General features: G+C 70.3%; 17 protein-coding genes and 2 pseudogenes. 2 read left to right on the forward strand and 17 right to left on the reverse strand.

Features of this window, described 5'->3' with window-relative positions:
- Positions 1 to 185 (forward strand): annotated as a pseudogene (locus D471_RS36010) (A/G-specific adenine glycosylase); the annotation flags it as partial.
- Positions 186 to 239: 54 nt separating this feature from the next.
- Here D471_RS36010 and D471_RS0124705 read toward each other — a convergent pair.
- From D471_RS0124705 to lysX, 7 genes are all read right to left on the reverse strand, one after another.
- A complete protein-coding gene (locus tag D471_RS0124705) occupies positions 240 to 869 on the reverse strand; it encodes a DUF3105 domain-containing protein (protein WP_017601094.1) in 630 nt (209 codons plus the stop codon).
- A 382-nt stretch (positions 870 to 1,251) separates the two neighbouring features.
- Positions 1,252 to 3,765, reverse strand: coding sequence for an ATP-dependent Clp protease ATP-binding subunit (locus tag D471_RS0124710; protein WP_017601095.1), 2,514 nt, complete (start codon positions 3,763 to 3,765; stop codon positions 1,252 to 1,254).
- 977 nt (positions 3,766 to 4,742) lie between these two features.
- On the reverse strand, positions 4,743 to 5,084 hold the full coding sequence (locus D471_RS0124715; protein WP_017601096.1) for a histone-like nucleoid-structuring protein Lsr2: 342 nt from the start codon (positions 5,082 to 5,084) through the stop codon (positions 4,743 to 4,745).
- A 212-nt stretch (positions 5,085 to 5,296) separates the two neighbouring features.
- Positions 5,297 to 5,569: a hypothetical protein gene (locus D471_RS0124720; RefSeq protein ID WP_017601097.1), complete on the reverse strand. Its 273-nt coding sequence runs from the start codon at positions 5,567 to 5,569 to the stop codon at positions 5,297 to 5,299.
- Between the two features lie 442 nt (positions 5,570 to 6,011).
- Positions 6,012 to 6,635, reverse strand: coding sequence for an amino-acid N-acetyltransferase (locus D471_RS0124725; RefSeq protein WP_017601098.1), 624 nt, complete (start codon positions 6,633 to 6,635; stop codon positions 6,012 to 6,014).
- A 140-nt stretch (positions 6,636 to 6,775) separates the two neighbouring features.
- The gene (locus D471_RS0124730) at positions 6,776 to 7,099 is read right to left on the reverse strand and encodes a LuxR C-terminal-related transcriptional regulator (protein ID WP_017601099.1); all 324 of its coding nucleotides are present in this window, start codon (positions 7,097 to 7,099) and stop codon (positions 6,776 to 6,778) included.
- Positions 7,100 to 7,769: 670 nt separating this feature from the next.
- Positions 7,770 to 9,269, reverse strand: coding sequence for a bifunctional lysylphosphatidylglycerol synthetase/lysine--tRNA ligase LysX (gene lysX, locus D471_RS0124735; protein WP_017601100.1), 1,500 nt, complete (start codon positions 9,267 to 9,269; stop codon positions 7,770 to 7,772).
- A gap of 174 nt (positions 9,270 to 9,443) precedes the next feature.
- Between lysX and D471_RS0124740 the strand changes: the two genes are divergently transcribed.
- Positions 9,444 to 9,626, forward strand: a complete 183-nt coding sequence (locus D471_RS0124740; RefSeq protein WP_017601101.1) for a type II toxin-antitoxin system VapB family antitoxin — start codon at positions 9,444 to 9,446, stop codon at positions 9,624 to 9,626.
- A 39-nt stretch (positions 9,627 to 9,665) separates the two neighbouring features.
- Here D471_RS0124740 and D471_RS36015 read toward each other — a convergent pair.
- From D471_RS36015 to D471_RS0124790, 10 genes and pseudogenes are all read right to left on the reverse strand, one after another.
- A pseudogene (locus D471_RS36015) lies at positions 9,666 to 10,447 on the reverse strand (type III pantothenate kinase).
- A gap of 50 nt (positions 10,448 to 10,497) precedes the next feature.
- On the reverse strand, positions 10,498 to 13,089 hold the full coding sequence (locus D471_RS0124750; RefSeq protein WP_026128044.1) for an L-aspartate oxidase: 2,592 nt from the start codon (positions 13,087 to 13,089) through the stop codon (positions 10,498 to 10,500).
- A gap of 78 nt (positions 13,090 to 13,167) precedes the next feature.
- On the reverse strand, positions 13,168 to 14,055 hold the full coding sequence (panC, locus tag D471_RS0124755; protein WP_017601104.1) for a pantoate--beta-alanine ligase: 888 nt from the start codon (positions 14,053 to 14,055) through the stop codon (positions 13,168 to 13,170).
- A 70-nt stretch (positions 14,056 to 14,125) separates the two neighbouring features.
- Entirely contained in the window at positions 14,126 to 15,010 is an 885-nt protein-coding gene (locus D471_RS0124760; protein WP_017601105.1) for a Rossmann-like and DUF2520 domain-containing protein, read from the reverse strand.
- Positions 15,011 to 15,200: 190 nt separating this feature from the next.
- Positions 15,201 to 15,443 (reverse strand): hypothetical protein, encoded by a 243-nt coding sequence (locus tag D471_RS0124765; protein ID WP_017601106.1) that lies wholly within the window; start codon positions 15,441 to 15,443, stop codon positions 15,201 to 15,203.
- A 453-nt stretch (positions 15,444 to 15,896) separates the two neighbouring features.
- A complete protein-coding gene (locus D471_RS0124770; RefSeq protein ID WP_017601107.1) occupies positions 15,897 to 16,136 on the reverse strand; it encodes a hypothetical protein in 240 nt (79 codons plus the stop codon).
- A 243-nt stretch (positions 16,137 to 16,379) separates the two neighbouring features.
- The gene (locus tag D471_RS0124775) at positions 16,380 to 17,741 is read right to left on the reverse strand and encodes a PH domain-containing protein (protein ID WP_086003044.1); all 1,362 of its coding nucleotides are present in this window, start codon (positions 17,739 to 17,741) and stop codon (positions 16,380 to 16,382) included.
- A gap of 203 nt (positions 17,742 to 17,944) precedes the next feature.
- Positions 17,945 to 18,391, reverse strand: a complete 447-nt coding sequence (locus D471_RS0124780) for a PH domain-containing protein (protein WP_017601109.1) — start codon at positions 18,389 to 18,391, stop codon at positions 17,945 to 17,947.
- A gap of 283 nt (positions 18,392 to 18,674) precedes the next feature.
- Entirely contained in the window at positions 18,675 to 18,842 is a 168-nt protein-coding gene (locus tag D471_RS38700; RefSeq protein WP_017601110.1) for a DUF397 domain-containing protein, read from the reverse strand.
- On the reverse strand, positions 18,842 to 19,612 hold the full coding sequence (locus D471_RS0124790) for a helix-turn-helix domain-containing protein (RefSeq protein WP_083924317.1): 771 nt from the start codon (positions 19,610 to 19,612) through the stop codon (positions 18,842 to 18,844). The genes D471_RS38700 and D471_RS0124790 overlap by 1 nt, the downstream gene beginning before the upstream one ends.
- Positions 19,613 to 19,734: the final 122 nt, after the last annotated feature.

Here is a 19,734-nt window from a genome sequence, read left to right on the forward strand (position 1 = left end):
GCACCGACCGGCAGGTGCGCGGGCGGCTGCTGGCCGTGCTGCGCGACTCCACCGACCCGGTGCCCAAGGATGCCCTGGACGCGGTCTGGGACGACGGTGTCCAGCGCGAGCGGGCCCTGGACGCGCTGGTCGCGGACGGGCTCGTGGACCCCCTGGACGACGGCCGGTACGCGCTGCCCGGCTGAGCCCGAGCCGGGCGTCGGCGGCCCGTCCGATCCGCCCCGGACGGACGGGCCCGGTCAGTCCTCCATGTCCAGGAGTTCGTCGACGTCGGTGTCCTCCGCGTCCACCGGGAGGAGGGCGTCGGCGGCGGTCCCGTCGTGGGAGCCGCTGCACGGAGCACCCGGTTCCGGCGCCTCCGGGGACTGCTCGTACCGGCGCACGAACGCGGCCAGACGCGGGTCGTCGGGGCCGTCGAGGAGGATCTGCGCACCCCACGCGGAGGCCACGACCGGCGCGGGCATGCCTTCCTCCACCGGGCTGACGAGGAGGTAGTCCCCCTGCCTGTAGTGGCCCTCCAGGGCCGCCACCCCGCCGCTGTCCACGGACGCGGGATCGTAGGTGATCCACACGGCCCCGTGTTCCAGGGAGTGCACGGCCGTCTCATTCCTGATCGGCGCCTCGTAGACGCCGCAGTTCTGCCAGTAGCCGTAGTGCTCACCGCCCGCGGGCGGGAACATCTCGTAGTCGACGGTCTCCGTGACTTCCACGTGGTCGGCGGGCAGGTCCTCGTACTCGACCACCGCGCCCAGGTCCGCCGGGCCGGACACTCCGGCTCCCCCGTCGTTGGCCGTCCACAGGACGACGCCCGTGACGGCGACGAGGACGACCACCAGAAGGCCCACACCGGCGACCACGCCGATGACCACCCCGCGTCCCCTCCTTCGCCGGGGAGGTGGGTAGGGGCCGGGGGGACCGGGGTGGGCCTGCTGCGGGTACGGGCCGGGGGCACCGGGCTGCCCCTGTTGCGGGTACGGGCCGGGCCCGCCGTGGGGAGGGGGAGGTCCGGGAGCCGGACCGGAGTGATCGTACGGGCCGTGGGGCGCGTGGGGGTTGCGCGGGCCCTGCGGAGGGAACGGTCCCGGCGGCCCCTGGCCACCCGGCTGTCGTGGGTCCTGTGGATGGGTCACGCGCAAACCCTAACCACACGCCGCACCGGACCGCCAACCCCTGGGCCGTACGCACGGGAACGGGGGCACCCCGAAGGGATGCCCCCGCCCGCACTCGTCAGCCGTCGCGCGACCGGCGCCGTTACTCGCTCTTACCGGCGGCCGGCTCCTCGACCGCGGGCGTGTCCGGAACCGCGGCGGGCTTGGGCACACCCTTGAAGGTGAACTTGGCGTCGGTCCCCTCGCCCTCGGCGTCGATCACCACGATCTGACCCGACTTGAGGTCGCCGAACAGGATCTTCTCCGACAGCTGGTCCTCGATCTCGCGCTGGATCGTGCGACGCAGCGGCCGCGCCCCCAGGACCGGGTCGAATCCGCGCTCGGACAGCACCTTCTTGGCACCGGGGCGCAGCTCGATCCCCATGTCCCGCTCCTTGAGGCGGCTGTCCAGGCTGGAGATCATCAGATCCACGATCTGGAAGATCTCCTTCTCCGTCAGCTGGTGGAAGACGATGACGTCGTCCACACGGTTGAGGAACTCCGGCCGGAAGTTCTGCTTGAGCTCCTCGCTGACCTTGCCCTTCATCCGCTCGTAGTTGGTCTGGGCGTCGTCCTCCTTGGCGAAGCCCATCGCCACGCCCTTGGAGATGTCCCGCGTGCCCAGGTTGGTGGTCATGATGATGACCGTGTTCTTGAAGTCGACGTTGCGACCCTGGGCGTCGGTGAGACGGCCCTCCTCCAGCACCTGGAGCAGGGAGTTGAAGATGTCGTTGTGGGCCTTCTCGATCTCGTCGAAGAGGACCACGGAGAACGGCTTGCGGCGCACCTTCTCGGTGAGCTGGCCGCCCTCCTCGTAGCCGACGTACCCGGGCGGGGAGCCGAACAGCCGCGAGACCGTGTGCTTCTCCATGAACTCGGACATGTCCAGCTGGATCAGCGCGTCCTCGTCCCCGAACAGGAACTCGGCCAGCGTCTTGGACAGCTCGGTCTTACCGACACCGGACGGGCCGGCGAAGATGAACGAACCACCCGGGCGCTTGGGGTCCTTCAGCCCGGCGCGCGTGCGGCGGATCGCCTGCGAGAGCGCCTTGATGGCGTCCTCCTGGCCGATGACCCGCTTGTGCAGCTCGTCCTCCATGCGCAGCAGACGCGAGGACTCCTCCTCGGTCAGCTTGAAGACCGGGATGCCGGTGGAGGCGGCCAGGACCTCGGCGATGAGCTCCTCGTCGACCTCGGCCACGACATCCATGTCGCCGGCCTTCCACTCCTTCTCCCGCTGCGCCTTCTTGTTCAGCAGCTGCTTCTCGTCGTCACGCAGCGACGCCGCCTTCTCGAAGTCCTGCGCGTCGATCGCCGACTCCTTGTCCCGGCGGACCGAGGCGATCTTCTCGTCGAACTCGCGCAGGTCCGGCGGAGCGGTCATCCGGCGGATGCGCATCCGCGAGCCCGCCTCGTCGATGAGGTCGATCGCCTTGTCCGGCAGGAAGCGGTCGCTGATGTAGCGGTCGGCCAGGTTGGCGGCCGCGGCCAGCGCGCTGTCGGTGATCGACACCCGGTGGTGGGCCTCGTAACGGTCGCGCAGGCCCTTGAGGATCTCGACCGCGTGCTTGACGGTCGGCTCGTCCACCTGGATCGGCTGGAAGCGGCGCTCCAGCGCGGCGTCCTTCTCCAGGTACTTGCGGTACTCGTCCAGCGTGGTGGCGCCGATGGTCTGGAGCTCACCCCGGGCCAGCATGGGCTTGAGGATCGAGGCGGCGTCTATGGCACCTTCCGCCGCCCCCGCGCCGACCAGCGTGTGCAGCTCGTCGATGAACAGGATGATGTCACCGCGGGTGCGGATCTCCTTGAGCACCTTCTTCAGGCGCTCCTCGAAGTCACCGCGGTAGCGGCTGCCCGCGACCAGGGCGCCCAGGTCCAGCGTGTACAGCTGCTTGTCCTTGAGCGTCTCGGGGATCTCCCCCTTGACGATCTTCTGCGCCAGCCCCTCGACGACGGCCGTCTTACCGACACCGGGCTCACCGATGAGGACCGGGTTGTTCTTGGTACGGCGCGAGAGCACCTGCATCACGCGCTCGATCTCCTTGTCCCGACCGATGACCGGGTCGAGCTTGCTCTCCCGGGCGGCCTGGGTCAGGTTGCGACCGAACTGGTCCAGCACCAGCGACGTGGACGGGGCGGACTCCGTGGACGCGCCCGTCGTCTGCGCCTCCTTGCCGGTCTGGTAGCCGTGCAGCAGCTGGATGACCTGCTGGCGGACCCGGTTCAGGTCGGCGCCGAGCTTGACCAGCACCTGGGCGGCCACGCCCTCGCCCTCACGGATCAGGCCGAGCAGGATGTGCTCGGTGCCGATGTAGTTGTGGCCGAGCTGAAGGGCCTCGCGCAGGGACAGCTCCAGGACCTTCTTCGCACGCGGCGTGAAGGGGATGTGCCCCGACGGTGCCTGCTGGCCCTGTCCGATGATCTCCTCAACCTGCTGCCGAACCGCTTCGAGGCTGATGCCAAGACTCTCCAGGGCCTTGGCGGCGACACCCTCACCCTCGTGGATGAGGCCGAGCAGGATGTGCTCCGTACCGATGTAGTTGTGGTTGAGCATCCTGGCCTCTTCTTGGGCCAGAACCACCACTCGCCGCGCGCGGTCGGTAAACCTCTCGAACATGTCTCGTCGCTCCTCTACAGAGCGGTCAGGCAGGGACGGTACTCGCCGACCCAACTCTTCCGCATATCGGCCCCACAGGGATAACCGCCCCGGGGAGCACTGCCGCACCCGTCCGTCCCGGACGACTGGTTGCCGACCGGTCGGACGTCTCCGCACGGCCGACCGTAGCCGTCCGTGCCAGAGACTTTCCCCGACGATAGGGCGTTCACCCAACATCCAACTACCAATTGGGGCGTCAGATTTCGGTGTACGCCGAAGGCGAACGGCCCGGAGCTCCCATCCATCACGGGAGTCCCCGGGCCGCACGCGTGTAAGCCTGATAATCGGCTCTTAGCGAACACGCCGATCGCCTAAGTTGTTCCGCGTCGGTCACCGCGGCGCGGAAAGCCGCGTCCGGAATTCTCTCTCCGGGTGCTCTCCGTGACCGGGAGGGTCCACCGCGGACGGCGGACCGCCGCGGGCGTGCGGCCCCGCACTCTGCAACGGTGCGGCGGGCCGGGTTCTTCCCCGGTCCGGGAACGTCGTGCGCACCTGGCCCCGCGGCCGCTCGGCCGCGGGGCGGAACGTGGGTCCTTACGTCGGACTACGAGGTCCGTGCGGCCTTTTCCCGGCCGCGCGGCACCGTCCCGTCGTCACGGCTCGGCCGGATCGACGGGTCGTGCGGTCCACCGCGGTCCGGGCACCGTACGCGCCCGGGGCCACAGTCCCTCACCGCCCCGAACGGATGTCTCCGGTTCGGCTCCGCCCCGACCGTCGCCCGCGTGGGGCCGTCGGGTGTCACCCCTCCGCCCCGCCGACGCGGTGGCGGATACCGATCGCCATCGTCCAGGGTCGCGATGAGCCCGTCTCTATCCCCTGCATCCCGTGTCACGTGGGCCGTGAGGGCCCGGGATGGTCGGGTTCGGGTACGCGCCCCGGGACACCGGTCCGATCAAGACCTGACAACATTTCGGCGAACCCGGGTGCCGTCGGCAAACCTAGCCCTTGATGGCCTCATATTCGGCGACGATCTTCGCGGGGATACGGCCGCGCTCATTGACCGGCTTGCCGGCGGCCTTCGCCCACGCGCGAATCTCGGCGCTGCGCTCACGGCTGGGCGCATTCCGGGAGCTGCCACGGCGGGCGGGACCGCGGCCGGACTTGGCCGGAGCCTTGCGAGCGGCTTCGACGAAGGGCGTAAGGGCCTCGCGGAGCTTGGCGGCATTACCCGCGCTGAGGTCGATTTCGTACACGGAGCCGTCCAGACCGAACGTCACCGTCTCCTCGGCCTCGCCGCCGTCGAGGTCGTCGACCAGGAAAACCTGGACCTTCTGTGCCATGGATTCAAACCTTTCAGAAGAGCAGTGCCTTCGCACCTGAATATAAAGCTATCTCGAGCGCAGGCGAAAGACAATTCCCGACGTGCCAGTAATCAGCTGGACTTGATCCTGGGTTTCGGGATCGGCTGAGCAGCGCGGGGCCTGGGGCGGCCTCACGCGCGATCTGGGCCCGGATCAGGGCCGCTCAGAGCACGATACGGTCGAACACCGTATCAACGGCCGTCGGATTCGGCCTGATCCCCGCCCCCGACAATCGGCTTCTCGTCCTTCGCGGCGGCCACGGACGACCCGGCCGGCTCAGCATCAGGGGCGCCCACGGTCGCGTTACCGCTGACCAGGCTGCCGTCCATCCTGCGAGGCGCCATCTCCCTACGCAGCAGCTTGATGACGAACGCACAGAAGACGGTCGCGACAACCACCGGCGGGATCAGCGCGGAGATTACGTCGAGCAGCCCGGCGGGAAGCACCGACGAAAGATCACCCATCGAAGCGGTCCACCCTTCCTGGTTGTTACTTATTGCAGCAAATACCCGACTCAGCGTCGGGCCAGTCCTGGGGGATGACGCACCGGGACCCGGGCAATCGCATACCCGACATCATAGACATCGCTTGCCCCCGGTTTGGTCCCGGACGTACCAGGACCCGCCCAGCGAAACCCGATGGTGACCAATGTCCGACAGCGTCTTCGGCATCCGGTTGACCGCGAACACGCACCGCCCCCTGAGCGAACTCGATTCGCGACCCTTCGTAGCCGCGTCCGTCGAACTCGATCGGCGAGGAGGGGCCCGTCGAGCGCAGGTACACATTACCCGCCCGCTTCCCCTCTCATACCACCCGGTCTACTTAAGCGAGTGGACCGGTCGGCACACCGGTGCGCGTCCCCCGGGGACGTATCGGGAACTCGGTCCCAAGAGCGCCCGAAAGCCTTTAGGCACGGGGGCTTCGGGACCTGGTCCCCAGGTGCACAAGCATGCGCGTGTTCCCGAGTGTGTTGGGTTTGACCCGCTCAAGGTCGAGAAATTCCGCGACACCCTCGTCATAGGAACGCAGGAGTTCCTCGTACACACGGCCAGAGACGGGCGTGCCCTGGATCGGGGCAAAGCCGTGTTTGGTGAAGAAACCGGTCTCGAATGTCAGACAGAACACACGCTGCACGCCCAACTCACGCGCCGCGTCCAGCAGTTCGGTCACGATTCGGTGTCCCACCCCGAAACCACGCAGTGAGGGGTCGACCGCGACAGTTCGCACCTCCGCGAGGTCCTCCCAGAGGACGTGGAGGGCGCCACAGCCGACGACACGGTACTCAACCTCCTCCCGTGCGGGAACGGTTCCGGAGGCGTCGAATGAGGGAGCGGCGGACCGGGATTCGGCGGACGAATCATCTGGAACCACCTCCGCCTCGGCGACCCAGAACTCCTGGATGTCCTCGTAGAGGTTGACGGTGCTCTTGGAGAGGACACGGCGGTCGACGGTGTAGGTGTCGACCAGGCGGCGGATGTGGACCACGTCGCGCGTCTTGGCGCGACGGACCCGGACATGACGAACGGACATAGCCGGACCAGACTACGCCCACGTACGCGCCCGCACCCACCGGATCGCTCTTCCTCCGGCGGGTGCCGCGTGTGCCCGTGGGCGTGCCGGGCCGGGTATGCCCGTAGTCTCTCCCGGCGGGGACACCGGGACGGCCAGACTCAGATGAGCTGGCGCCGTGCGGCCCAGACGACCGCTTCGATGGGGGTGTTCACGCCGAGCATGTCGCAGATGTTGCGGATGCGGCGGCGCAGGGTGCGGGCACTGAGTTCGAGTCGCCGCGCGGCCACCTCGGTGGTCACGCCGGTGGCGATCTCGGCGAGCAACTCCAGGTCCTCGTGGCTCAGCTCGACCGGGGTGTAGGCACCGTTCAGCGCCGTGTCACCTGAACGGGACTGCAGGGGGACCACGTTCTCCCGGTGCTCTCGCGGCTGGAGAGCGTTCTGGTCCTCAGCACTACGCCGTACGAGTGTGGCCTGTTCCACTCCGTCCTCCCTCATCCATGTGAGTGCGGAACATCAACTCGTCACCGGGCGGATCGAGCGCGCCGGGGCGCGACCGGGACCCATGCGTCCAACCGCCTTCCGGAGCCCCTCTGGCACAGGGGTGGAGGGCGGTGGGGAACATGGGCCGCACGGGCCGTGTCACCGCGGTCTGGGACGGTCAGACCGCGCCGAGGGCACACGTGCGCGCGGGATGGGCGGGCCGTGGGACGGTCCTCACACCTCGCTCACTGTCGTACTCGATCCACTTCGGCAATCTCGCGGACCAAAGTCCGCCCTCAGCACGCTAGGCGGCCGTGATGATACCGTCAAGGGCCAGTAAATCACCATGAGTATCACCTTGGGACCACTGGGTGACAGTGTGGCGGGTGGGATATTTTCGCCACTCCACTGACCTGCGCAAATCACCTTCACCCTCCGTCGCCGACCATGCGGACGGAGTTCCAAGGAAAACCTCGGCCCTGTCGGTCAGGACACCCCATTCTCACTGTGGTTTTGCGCGACATGTCCTAACAGTGAGGTATGTCCGGTGGTACACGCCACATTTCCGCGATGAGGGCGGGGCCGCCACGACTCGCGCGTGACGGCCCCGTTCCCTTTTCGGTCCTTCGGTCGCCCGGATTCGGCCCGGGCTCGTAAGCGATCCGTCCCGTCAGTCGCCGGAGGGCTTGACGATCGGGAAGAGGACGGTCTCCCGGATGTTCTTTCCGGTGAACGCCATCAGGAGCCGGTCGATGCCGACGCCGACACCGCCCGTGGGCGGCATGCCGTACTCCAGCGCGCGGAGGAAGTCCTCGTCCAGCTGCATCGCCTCGGGGTCGCCCTCGGCGGCCATGAGCGACTGCTCGGTGAGCCGGCGGCGCTGCTCGACCGGGTCCACGAGCTCGGAGTAACCGGTTCCCAGCTCCATCCCGAAGCCGATCAGGTCCCACTTCTCGGTGAGCAGCGGGTCCTCACGGTGCTGGCGGGTCAGCGGGCTCGTCTCCACGGGGAAGTCGCGCACGAACGTGGGCTGGATGAGTGTGTGCTCGACCAGCTCCTCGAAGAGGTGCTCGATCAGCTTGCCCTGGCCCCACTGGTGGTCGAACTCCACACCCTTGGCCTCGGCCAGGCGCCGGACGTCCTCGAGCGGCGTCCTCGGGGTGACCTCGGTGCCCAGCGCCTCGGACACGGCTCCGTACAGGGTGATGCTCGGCCACTCCCCGCCCAGGTCGAAGGTCTGGCCGTCGCGCTCGACCACCGTCGTGCCGAAGACCGCCTGAGCCGCGTCCTGGATGATCCGCTGGGTGATGTCGGCCATGTCGTTGTAGTCGGCGTAGGCCTGGTAGAACTCCAGCATCGTGAACTCGGGGTTGTGCGTGGCGTCCGCGCCCTCGTTCCGGAAGTTCCGGTTGATCTCGAAGACCTTCTCCAGGCCGCCCACGACCAGCCGCTTGAGCGCCAGCTCCGGCGCGATGCGCAGGTACAGGTCCATGTCGTAGGCGTTGATGTGCGTGGTGAACGGGCGCGCCGTGGCGCCGCCGTGCACCCGCATCAGCATCGGGGTCTCGACCTCGATGAAGTCCCGTGAGCTGAGCGTCTCCCGGATCGCCCGGATGGCGGCCGAGCGGCGGCGCACCATCTGCTGGGACTCGGGGTTGACGATGAGGTCGACGTAGCGCTGGCGCACCCGGGCCTCGGGGTCGGTGAGCCCCTTGTGCTTCTCCGGGAGCGGACGCAGGCACTTGGCGGTCAGCGTCCAGGAGCGCACCAGGATGGACAGCTCACCGCGGCGGGAGGTGATGACCTCGCCCTCGACGCCCACGTGGTCGCCGAGGTCGACGTCGGCCTTCCAGGCGTCCAGCCGCTCCTTGCCGACCTGGTCCAGGGACAGCATGATCTGCACGTCACCGGTCTCGTCGCGCAGGGTGGCGAAGCACAGCTTGCCGCCGGTGCGATACAGCATCACGCGACCCGCGATCGAGACGTCGACCCCGGTGCGCGTGTCCGGCTCCAGGCCCTGGTGTTTGTCTCGCACGGCACCGATCGACGTGGTCCGCGGGAAGGTCACGGGGAAGGGGTCGATGCCCTCCTCCCGGAGACGGTCCAGCTTCTGGTGCCGGACCCGCATCTGTTCGGGCAGGTCGTCGTAGGAGTCGTGCGCGTCATTCACGGGCCCGATCCTACTCGCTTCCGAGCACCCCGAGGTCGCTGTCCACAGGCCGTCCGCCACCCCTCACCTCCTCCCGCGGCCCCTCCCGTTGACAGGCGCTCGTCGACACCTCGAAACGCCCAGGCGCCGCACAGGAAATCCCACTCATAGCCACGAAGCGAATACTCTGAGTTCATGGGGCGCAGCACCGTCGACGTCGACGACGAACTGGTCACGAAGGTCATGCGGAAGTTCAACGCGAGGACGAAGAGCGAAGCCGCGGAGATCGCCCTCCGCCACATGATCGCATCCGTGAGCGCGTACGAACGGCTGAAAGAACTCGAGGGAAGCCACATCGTGGAGAGTGAACAGGACTGAGCGACGGTGCGGGACCCTCCCCGCACCGCTCAGCGGCGCTCAGGCGACGTTGCGCTCGAAGACCAGGCGCAGGCCGATGAGGGTCAGCCACGGGTCGTGCACGTCCACGGTCTCGCACTCGCCGACGACCACCGAGGCCAGGCCACCGGTGGCGACCACGGTCACGTCGTCCGGGGCGTCGGTCAGCTCGGCGACCATCCGGTCCACGATCCCGTCGACCTGGCCCGCGAACCCGAACACGATCCCCGACCGCAGCGCCTCCGTGGTGTTCTTCGCGATCGCCGCGCGCGGCTTGACGATCTCCACCATGTGCAGCTGGGCGCCCCTGCGGGACAGCGCGTCCACGGAGATGTCGATGCCCGGCGCGATCGCGCCGCCGACGTACTCCCCCTTCGCGCTGACCGCGTCGAACGTGGTCGCCGTGCCGAAGTCGACCACGACCGCCGGGCCGCCGTACAGGTGGCTGGGNTGCGGTCGCTGCCCACCTCCTTGGGGTTGTCCATCCGGATCGGCACCCCCGTCTTGACGCCGGGCTCGACGATCACGGCGGGCACGTCACCGAAGTGGCGGCGGAACATGTCGCGCATCTCGTGCTGCACCGAGGGGACCGAGCAGCACAGCGCGATCCCCTCGATGTCGGCCGGGGCCCCCAGCGTGCTCCCGTCGATGAGCCCGCGCAGCACCACCGCCCACTCGTCGGCGGTGCGGCGCGTCTCGGTCCCCACCCTCCAGTGTTCGAGAAGGTCGTCGCCCTGGAACAGGCCGAACACCGTCTCGGAGTTGCCGACGTCGATCGCGAGCAGCATGCTGGGGACCCTCATCCGTGGTCGAAGTGGTGTGTTCCTAAGGAATCTTCCACCAACCGGGCCGCTCACAACAGGTCGAGCGCGATATCCAGTGCCGGACTGGAGTGGGTCAGGGCCCCGACCGCCAGGTAGTCGACCCCCGTGGCGGCCACGTCGGCGGCCACGTCGAGCGTCAGTCCGCCGGAGGACTCCAGCCGCGCGCGTCCGGCGACCAGCTCCACGGCGGCCCGCAGGTCATCGACGGTGAAGTTGTCGAGGAGGATCTCCTCCGCCCCGGCGGCGATCGCGTCCTCGATCTGGTCGATCCGGTCCACCTCGACCTCCAGCGGCAGGTCGGGGAAGCGCTCGCGGATGGCGCGCACGGCCGCGCCGACCCCGCCCGCCGCGACCACGTGGTTGTCCTTGACCAGTCCGGCGTCGCTGAGGCAGTACCGGTGGTTGACGCCGCCCCCGCAGCGCACCGCGTACTTCTCCAGCGCCCGGAGTCCTGGACGGGTCTTGCGGCTGTCGCGGATCCGGGCTCGGGTGCCGGCCACCGCGTCCGTCCAGGTACGGGTGGCCGTGGCGATCCCCGACATGTGGGTGAGGAGGTTGAGCGCGGTCCGCTCCGCGGTGAGCAGGTCGCGTGTGCGGGCGGTGACGGACATGAGCACGTCCCCGCGCTTGACCGCGTCGCCGTCGCCCGCGGAACGGGCGACCCGCACGGCGCCCTCGGACACGAGCCAGAAGACGAGTTCGGCCAGGGGCAGGCCGCTCACCGTCCCGTCGGCACGCGCCACGACGTGCGCGGTCCGCACCTGGTCGGCGGGGATGGTGGCCACGGTGGTGACGTCGATGCGCGGACCGGCGGTGAGGTCCTCGGCCAGGGCGCGCCGCACCAGGTCCACGTGGGACTGGTGGGGCGCCGTGTACGGAAGGGTGAACTCGGCGCGCGTGTCGGGGTCGGGCGTTCCCCCGGCGAGGGGGAAGGCGATGTCGTCCAGCTCCGCGACGAGCTCGGGCGGCAGGGACGGGGCCCAGTCCTCGTCGGTGGTCACGGGCGTGTTCCCCTCCAGTCGAACGACGGTCGGCCGCGTCCGGAACCCGGGGTCGGGTTCGGGTGCGTCGGCACGCTGGTGCGAGCCCCGGCTCTCGGTGCGGTGCAGCGCGGCGGCGGCCACGAGTCGGGCCACCGTCAGCAGGTTGGTCGCCTCCCAGGTGGCCGTGTCCGGGGCGACGCGCTCGGCCGGGGCGGTGAGGGCGTCGAGTTCGGCGGCCAGCGCGGTCAGCCCCTCGCCGGTGCGCAGGACCCCGGCGTGGCGGGACATCAGCGCACGGACACGGGTCGCGGTGGCGGGCTGGACGAGGCGGGTGACGTCGCCGACGGGCACGCCCCGGTCCGGGATCGGACGCGCCTCCTCGGCGAGGCGGCCGGCGATCCGTTCCGCGTACACCAGGCCCTCCAGGAGGGAGTTGGAGGCCAGGCGGTTCGCGCCGTGCACACCGGTGCGCGCCGCCTCGCCGACCGCCCAGAGCCCGGGGACGCTGGTGGCCCCGTCGATGTCGACCTCGGCGCCGCCGGAGGCGTAGTGGGCGGCGGGGGCGACGGGGATCGGCTGGGTGACCGGGTCGATGCCGTGTTCGCGGCAGGACGCCAGGATGGTGGGGAAGCGGTGTTCCCAGGTGGCCGCGCCGAAGTGGCGGCCGTCCAGGTAGACGTGGTCGGTGCCGGTCTCGGCCATGGTGCGCGCGATCGTCCTGGCCACGACGTCGCGCGGGGCGAGGTCACCCAGTTCGTGGACGCCCTCCATGATCCGGTTGCCGTCGCCGTCCACGAGGTGGGCGCCCTCACCGCGCACGGCCTCGGAGACCAGGGGCTGTCGGCCCCGGGCCTCGGGCCCCAGCCAGAGCACGGTGGGGTGGAACTGGATGAACTCCAGGTCGCGCAGGCGCGCTCCGGCGCGGGCCGCGAGCGCGAGTCCGTCGCCGGTCGACACGGGCGGGTTGGTGGTGGCGGCGAAGATCTGGCCCATCCCCCCGGTGGCGAGGACGACGGCCGGGGCCAGGACGGCGCCGACGCCGTCGCGGGCCCCCTCGCCGATGACGTGGAGGGAGGCTCCGACGACGGTCGCGTCGGCGGGGTCGCGCAGGACGTCGAGGGCGAGCGCGTGCTCGATGACCTCGATGCGCTCCTCGGCCAGGACCGCGGCCTGGAGCGCGCGCTGGATCTCGGCTCCGGTGGCGTCTCCCCCGGCGTGGGCGACCCGGTCCGCGCGGTGTCCTCCCTCGCGGGTGAGGGCCAGTTCCCCTCCGTCGGCGCGGTCGAACTCGGCGCCCGCGCCGATGAGCCAGCGCAGGGCGTCGGGCCCCTCCTCCGCCAGGACGTGCACGGCGAGGGGATCGCACAGACCGGCTCCGGCCAGGTGGGTGTCGACCATGTGCGCGACCGGGTTGTCCCCGGGGGCCATGGCCGCCGCGATGCCGCCCTGGGCGTAGGAGGTGGAACCCGTGGAGAGGCGGTCCTTGGTGACGAGGACGACGCGGCCGCGCTCGGTGCGCTGGACGTAGCGCAGCGCGGTGCTCAGCCCGGCGACGCCCGAGCCGATGACGGCGACGTCGGCGCTGACGTTCCACGACGGCGCGGGGGCGTCGATCCGGGTCTGTCTGGATGAGGTCATGTGGGTCTCTTTCGCGAGTGCCGACTGGGGGTGCCCGAACACGGTCCGACGTGAGGCGGAGGACCGGGGGAACACTGCCTACGCGCTCCCCAGCCGCACCGGCACGTTGTCGATGAGCCGGGTCGTGCCCACCCGGGCGGCGACGGCGAGGACGGCCTCGCCCGTGAACCCGGCGGGGGCGTCGGCGAAGGTGGCGGGGTCGACCAGGGCGAGGTAGTCGAGTTCGACGGGCGGCGTGGCCTTGGCGGCCTCGTCCAGGACGCCCTTCGCGGCGGCGCGGACCGCGTCGGGCCCGTCGGAGGCGGCGTCGCGCCCGGCGTTCAGGGCCCGGGACAGGGCGAGGGCGCTGGCGCGTTCGTCCGCGTCCAGGTAGACGTTCCGGCTCGACGTGGCCAGTCCGTCGGGGTCGCGCAGGGTGGGGGCGCCGACGATCTCCACGGGCAGGTTGAGGTCGGCGACCATCCGACGGACGACGGCGAGCTGTTGGGCGTCCTTCTGCCCGAAGACGGCCAGGTCGGGGCCGACCAGGTGCAGGAGTTTGCTGACCACGGTGAGCACCCCGGTGAAGAACCCGGGGCGGGAGGCGCCCTCCAGGCGGTCCCCCATGGCGCCCGCCTGGACGGTGACCATCTGCTCGGTGGGGTACATCGTGTTCACGGTCGGGGCGAAGACGACGTCGACGCCCTCCTGCGCGCAGACCCCGGTGTCCGTGTCCAGCGTGCGCGGGTAGCGGTCGAAGTCCTCGTTGGGGCCGAACTGGAGCGGGTTGACGAAGACGCTCACGACGACGGTGTCGGCCTGGGCGCGGGCGAGGCGCATGAGACTGCGGTGGCCCTCGTGGAGCGCGCCCATCGTGGGGACGAGGCCGACGCGTCCGGCGTCGGAGAGGGCGCGGCGCAGGTCCTCGGCCGTGTGGACGACGAGGGGCCCGTCGGCTGGCGCGGGCTGTGGCGTGGGTTCGGTCATCGGTGCTTCCCCGTGGTGGTGTGTCTTTCGCGCACGGCGTGGCCGCCTCCGCCGTGCGACGCGGTGGGTCTCAGCGGCGGAGGACGTCGAGCAGGCGTGCGGCGTCGGCGGGGTCGAGCATCCCGGCGTTGATGGCGCGGTCCGCGGTGAGCCTGGCGAGTTCGACGTAGCTGGCGACGCTCTCCGGGGCGTTCTCGCGCAGCTGCTCGATGTGACCGGCGACGGTGCCCGCGTCGCCGCGCAGGACGGGGCCGCTCAGGCCGTGGATGCCGAGGCGCAGGGCGTTGTCGAGGGCGGCGCTGAGCATGGGCGCGAGCATCCGGCCCGGTTCGGGCACCCCGGCGGCGGCGAGGAGGGAGGCGCTGTCGGCCACCAGGGTGACCAGGTGGTTGGCGCCCCCGGCGAGGGCGGCGTGGTAGAGCGTGCGCTTGTCCTCGGTGATCCACACGGGTTCCGCGCCCATCTCGACCACGAGCGCTTCGGCGATCGGGCGCAGCTGGTCGGGGGCGGTGACACCGAACGCGCAGTTGGCCAGCCGTTCGACGTCCTCGTCACGCCCGGTGAAGGTCATCGCGGGGTGGAGGGCGAGGGGCAGGGCTCCGGCGATGGTGGCGGGGGCGAGGATGCCGTAGCCGTGCGCGCCGCTGGCGTGGACGAGGAGCTTGCCCCGCAGTTCGGCACCGGTGGCGGCGAGCCCCTCCACGAGGTCGGGCAGGGCGTCGTCGGGCACCGTGAGCAGGACGAGGTCACTGGCCCCGACGACCTCGGACGCGTCGAGGATCCGCGCGGTCGGCAGGCGGGAGTCGACGTTGGCCTTGGACGTGTCGGAGACCGCGGTGGCGGCGACCACCTTGTGTCCGGCCCGGCCCAGGGCCTGGCCGAGGACGGAGCCGACCCGACCGGGCCCGATGACACCGACTCGCAACCGTGCCGGGCGACCCCGCGTCGTCTCCATGGTGGTGCTCCCTCGTGGTCCGGTGCGTCCGGTCCCTCCAGCACCGTGACGCCTGAGCACACGATAACTCTCCTGGCCCGGTGCCCCGCCGGTCAGGGCGCGTGAGCGGGGGCGGGCGCGCGGCGCCCGCCCCCGCGGGGAGCCCTCCCGGCGCGCCGAGGCGAAGCGGCGAACCCGGAGCGAGCACCGCCTATCCCTGGATGATCACGCCGGAGTTGTAGCAGGACGCCAGGGACTGGCCGAGGACGGCGTTGGAGTTGCCGCAGCCGGTGTTGGCGTTGTCGATGCCGTTGATGTAGGCGATGTTCCCGCTGACGTTGCCGCCGGCGCCGGAGGTCCAGGCCCCCGCGTGGGCCGCCGCCGGCGCCGCGGTGAGGAGGACCCCGGCGGAGGCGAGGGCCGCGGCGGCGGTGACGAACGTCTTCTTGAGCACTACGTGTCTCCTTCTGTGTCCGACGGGGGGACCAGCCGGACGTTCGGTGTTCTTCCTGAGCACCTTGGGGGCGCCGATGAGGGAGTTACCCCTGACGAACTCCGGTTCACCCATGTTGAGCTGGAGTTATCACGAGATACATGCCATTGTTCACACTGCGTGGCATCACACCTCGGGTCCGATCGGGGCAAAGGTCGCGCATCGCCGGGAGCCGCGTGCGCGCAGGGTCACGGGGAGTCCGGGTTCCAGCCGTGCGCCAATCCGCGTTGCGGTCGACCGCGCCGCGCGGACCGGAAGGGTCCGGACGCACGAGAAAGGCGCCATCCCGGCTGGATGGCGCCTTCCGAGCGTGCCGCTCTGGAACCTGACCGGATCGGATCACCCGGGACGTCTCCCGGGTGGACACCCCCGACCGGTCAGGTCGCTTCGCTGGCGGTCCGACTCGCTGTCCGACTACTCGATGACCTTGGCGTCGGAACCGACGCAGCTGGCACCGGCGACACCGAGGATGCCGATCGCGTTGCCGCAGACGTTGATGGGAACGTTCAGGTCCGCCACGAGCTGGTTGCCGCCGAGGATGCTCCCGTTGCCCGAGGTGAAGATGTTGTCGTCGGCCATGGCCGGAGCACCGGTGAACAGGACGCCGGCAGCGGCAGCGGTGATGGCACTGGCGGCGAGAGCCTTCTTCAGCATGGTTTCTCCCATAGACCGGCTGACTGGGGGCGCCAACCGGGCCAAATCATTGACGATGTGTATGACTGCGAACACTCCTCGTGTTCGGAGACCATTTAGCCATACTCAACCGCTCCACACGACCGAAACGACGAGGCTTGGCGCAACCTTCACCTGGAAATATCACACTGGGTGAGTAGACATGTCGGACATGCAGTCCACAATCTGGAGGGCCTCCCCCGCTTCTTGTGACACATCACACACTCACGCCTCGGGAGTGTCACCGGCCCCCTCGGACGGCCCCTCGGTCGACCTCGTCGCCCACCGCTCGGTACCCGCCTCCCGCACCAACGCGCGCCGGGCGGACCCCACCAGCGCGTCCAGGAGGCCACGGCCCTCCGCCGCCGCCCTGCCGGTGGCCCGCGCGTCCGCGGGACCCGGTGGCGTGTCGACGTCCAGGGACACCCGACCCGTGAGCCGGGCCAGCGGGCCCGCCGTCAGCCGCAGGGTCTGCATCCGCTCCACGGGCACGACGTCCGTCACCCGGCAGAGCAGGCCCCGGGTGGTGACGAACAGGTGCTCGTCCGTCCCCGCCAGGTTCGGCGCCCGCCTCCGGTTCGGCACGAGCGGCACCCGCGCCGGATCGGCTCCCACGAACACCTCGTTGACCAGGGAGAAGGCCAGGCGTCGCGGCGCCACCGGCAACAGCGTCGCCGAATCCCCCTGACGGGCGCCCGCGTACCCGGCCACGTTGGCCTCCACCCGCGCCACACCCAGGACGCGCCACAACAGCGGCTCCACGACGCGCACCGCCTGGACCCGCCCGGGGGGCACGGTCTGCATCCGGCGCTGGAACATCCCGTAGCGCAGCCGCAGGCCGTCGGAGGACAGCGACGCGTAGTAGTCCGTGTACCGCGCCAACGGTCCCCAGAAGTAGCGGATCAGGCCGAGGACCAGCGGGATGAGCGCGCCCAGGACCCCGGGTTCGATCAGCTTCACGCCCGCCACGACCAGCAGGAGCAGCACGACGAAGGAGAACAGGATCGGCGCCCGGAAGGTCAGCGCTCCCAGGAGCAGGGGGAACGGCAGACGGTAGAACGGCCACTCGGGCGCCTCCGGCGAGCGCCCCGGCAGACCGGCGGCGTGCGCGAGCACGGCCACCCGGAGGCGCTCCGCCAACGTTCTGCGCAGGCACGGCAGCCGGATCGCCGTCCGGTCCCCGCCCGCGAGCTCGATCCGCAGTTCGGCCAGCCCGAACACCTGCATCAGCAGCGGTTGGACGACGTCCACCGCCTGGAGGCGGCTGAGCGGAATCTCCCTCGACCCGCGCATCACCAGCCCGCTGTGCACCACCAGGTGGTCCTCACGCAGGCCGAAGGTGCCGTACCACCACGCGGGCAGCGCGTAGGCCAGCGTGCCGAAGACGACCGCGAACGCCAGCAGGAACACCCACGCGAAGCCGAAGGTCACCAGGATGGGTCCCACCAGCGCCACGAACACCAGGGTGACGGCGGCGACCCGCAGCGGGACGATCGACCAGTGCGACCGGAACTCCCCGGTGGTGACGTCGTCCTCCGGGCGGGGGCGCCGCATCGGCGGCGGCCGGTAGGCCACGGACGGCGGCATCAGCGCGGGGCCCGGCGGGAACGCCCCCGGAACGGAACCGGCGGGCGGCGGGTGGGCGCCCGGCACGGGTGCCCCGGGCGGCGGAGGGGCCCCGGGAACGGGTCCCCCGGGTCGCGGGTGGGGACCCCCGGGCGGCGGGGGCGCCCCCGGCGGCCACGCGGGCGTCCGCTGGGTGTGCTGGGGGAACTGGCTCGGTCCGTCCACTACAACCCCGTCGAGAAGCTCTCACCGCGCGCCGCGAGACGGGCGCGCAGCTCCACCGCGTCGGCCAGCGGGAGGCCGACCACGCGGGTGTCGGCCGTGCTCGCCGCCGTGCGCAGCCGCACGGTGGCTATCCCCAGCGCCTGCTCCAGCAGGTCGGCGGTCACGTCCACGACCTGCATCCGGCCGTAGGGCACCACGACCAACTGGCGGAGGAAGACGCCGTAGGTGAGGTAGAGCTCCCCCGTTGCCTCGACGTAGCCCCACGACCGCTGGAACCGTCCCGCCAGGAACCAGCCGACGGCGAGGACGGCCAGCGCCGCGCCCCCCGCCGCGGCCGCCCAGCCGGGTCCGGCCCACACGTACGCCAGGGTCGCGGCGACCACTCCCCCGACCAGGCACAGGGCGCCCACCACCAGCCTGCGGTACAGGGCCAGGGCGGGTGACACACGCGTCCAGGACGTGCCCTCGGGCGGGGCGAACGCCGCCGCGAGCGGGCGGTCTGGCCGGGACGGGCCGGGCGGGTTCGGCGTCGGAGCCGGGTCACTGGTGTCCACGAGGCCAGTCAACCATCAGCGGGCAAACAGGGGGCGGACGCCAGCGCGGAGCGGGTGTGCCGCGAGGCCCCGGTGATCACGGAGGCCGCCAAGGGGCTGGTGGGCGTCCTCGACGGGTCCACACCACGGGACCCCGGGCGACGGCCCCGCCCGGGGTTCCACGCCGTACGGGGTCCTACCGCGTCACGGACGCCAGCAGCGCCGCCCACTCACTCGCGGGGAGGGACAGATGCCCCGACTCGCGGTTCTGGGTGTCGCGAACGTCCGCCCCGGCCTCGTGCTCTCGGACTTCCACACACTCATTGCCGCTGGGACTGTAGCTGGACTTGTGCCAAGTGTTCATCAGGTCATTCCTTTCAGGTGTGACCGGGAATCGGCCGCAGGCATGGCCGCACCGAGGGTCTGTTCGAACAGGTTCGCCATCCGGCCGATTCCGGCGGGATCATCGTGTACGACCACGCCCCGGTTGTGCTCACTCGCAGCGACCACACCCCCCTCCCGAAGGGAGAAGAGCAGAAGGGGAGAGACGAGGCCCGTCACCGCATCGGCCGCCAGGAGGTGAACGGACAAGCGTCCCCGTTCGGTCTGTTCGATCAGGTGAGACGCCTGGTCAGCTCGAACCGCGTCGGGCAGGCACGTCAGAGCGGTAATGGGGAACGCGGCGACGATCCACGGCCCGCCGTTGGCAGAAAGGGCATCGTAACGTGCGGCCCGTTCGTTGACTTCCCGCTCAAGCTCCTCCTCCGTTTCCCGGAAGCGGCCGACGCGGAAGATGAACCGCATGTACTCGCGACTCTGCACCAGCCCCGGGACTCTCTGGAGTCCGGACATCTTGATGGTGACCGAGTTCTGTTCCAACCAGGGAACGCGCTGCTTCCAGTGAGGGACCACGGAACCGGTCGCGGCCACCTGCCAGTCCCGGAGCAGGTCACCATCACATCGCAACTCACGGTCCAGAAGTTCGGCATCATCCCGCTCGGGGAGATGTTCCCCCCGCTCCCAGCGGGTCACGGTGGACACGGCACGGCCGATACGGGATGCCAACTGTGTCTTCGACAGTCCCGCGTTGTTGCGCGCTCGTGTCAGGGAAGCGCAAAATCCTTTGCTCTCCATGCGCGGACCGTAGCGCGCTTTGCGAGTCCCCGCCATCCAGTAGAAGCACACCGCAGTCAAGGTGTGACCTGGGGTCATGCAGACCTGGACTCGTAAGGCCGCCCGCCAACTCCGCCGCAACG

Origin of the sequence: Nocardiopsis lucentensis DSM 44048, assembly GCF_000341125.1 — a bacterium.
Taxonomy (GTDB): Bacteria; Actinomycetota; Actinomycetes; order Streptosporangiales; family Streptosporangiaceae; genus Nocardiopsis; species Nocardiopsis lucentensis.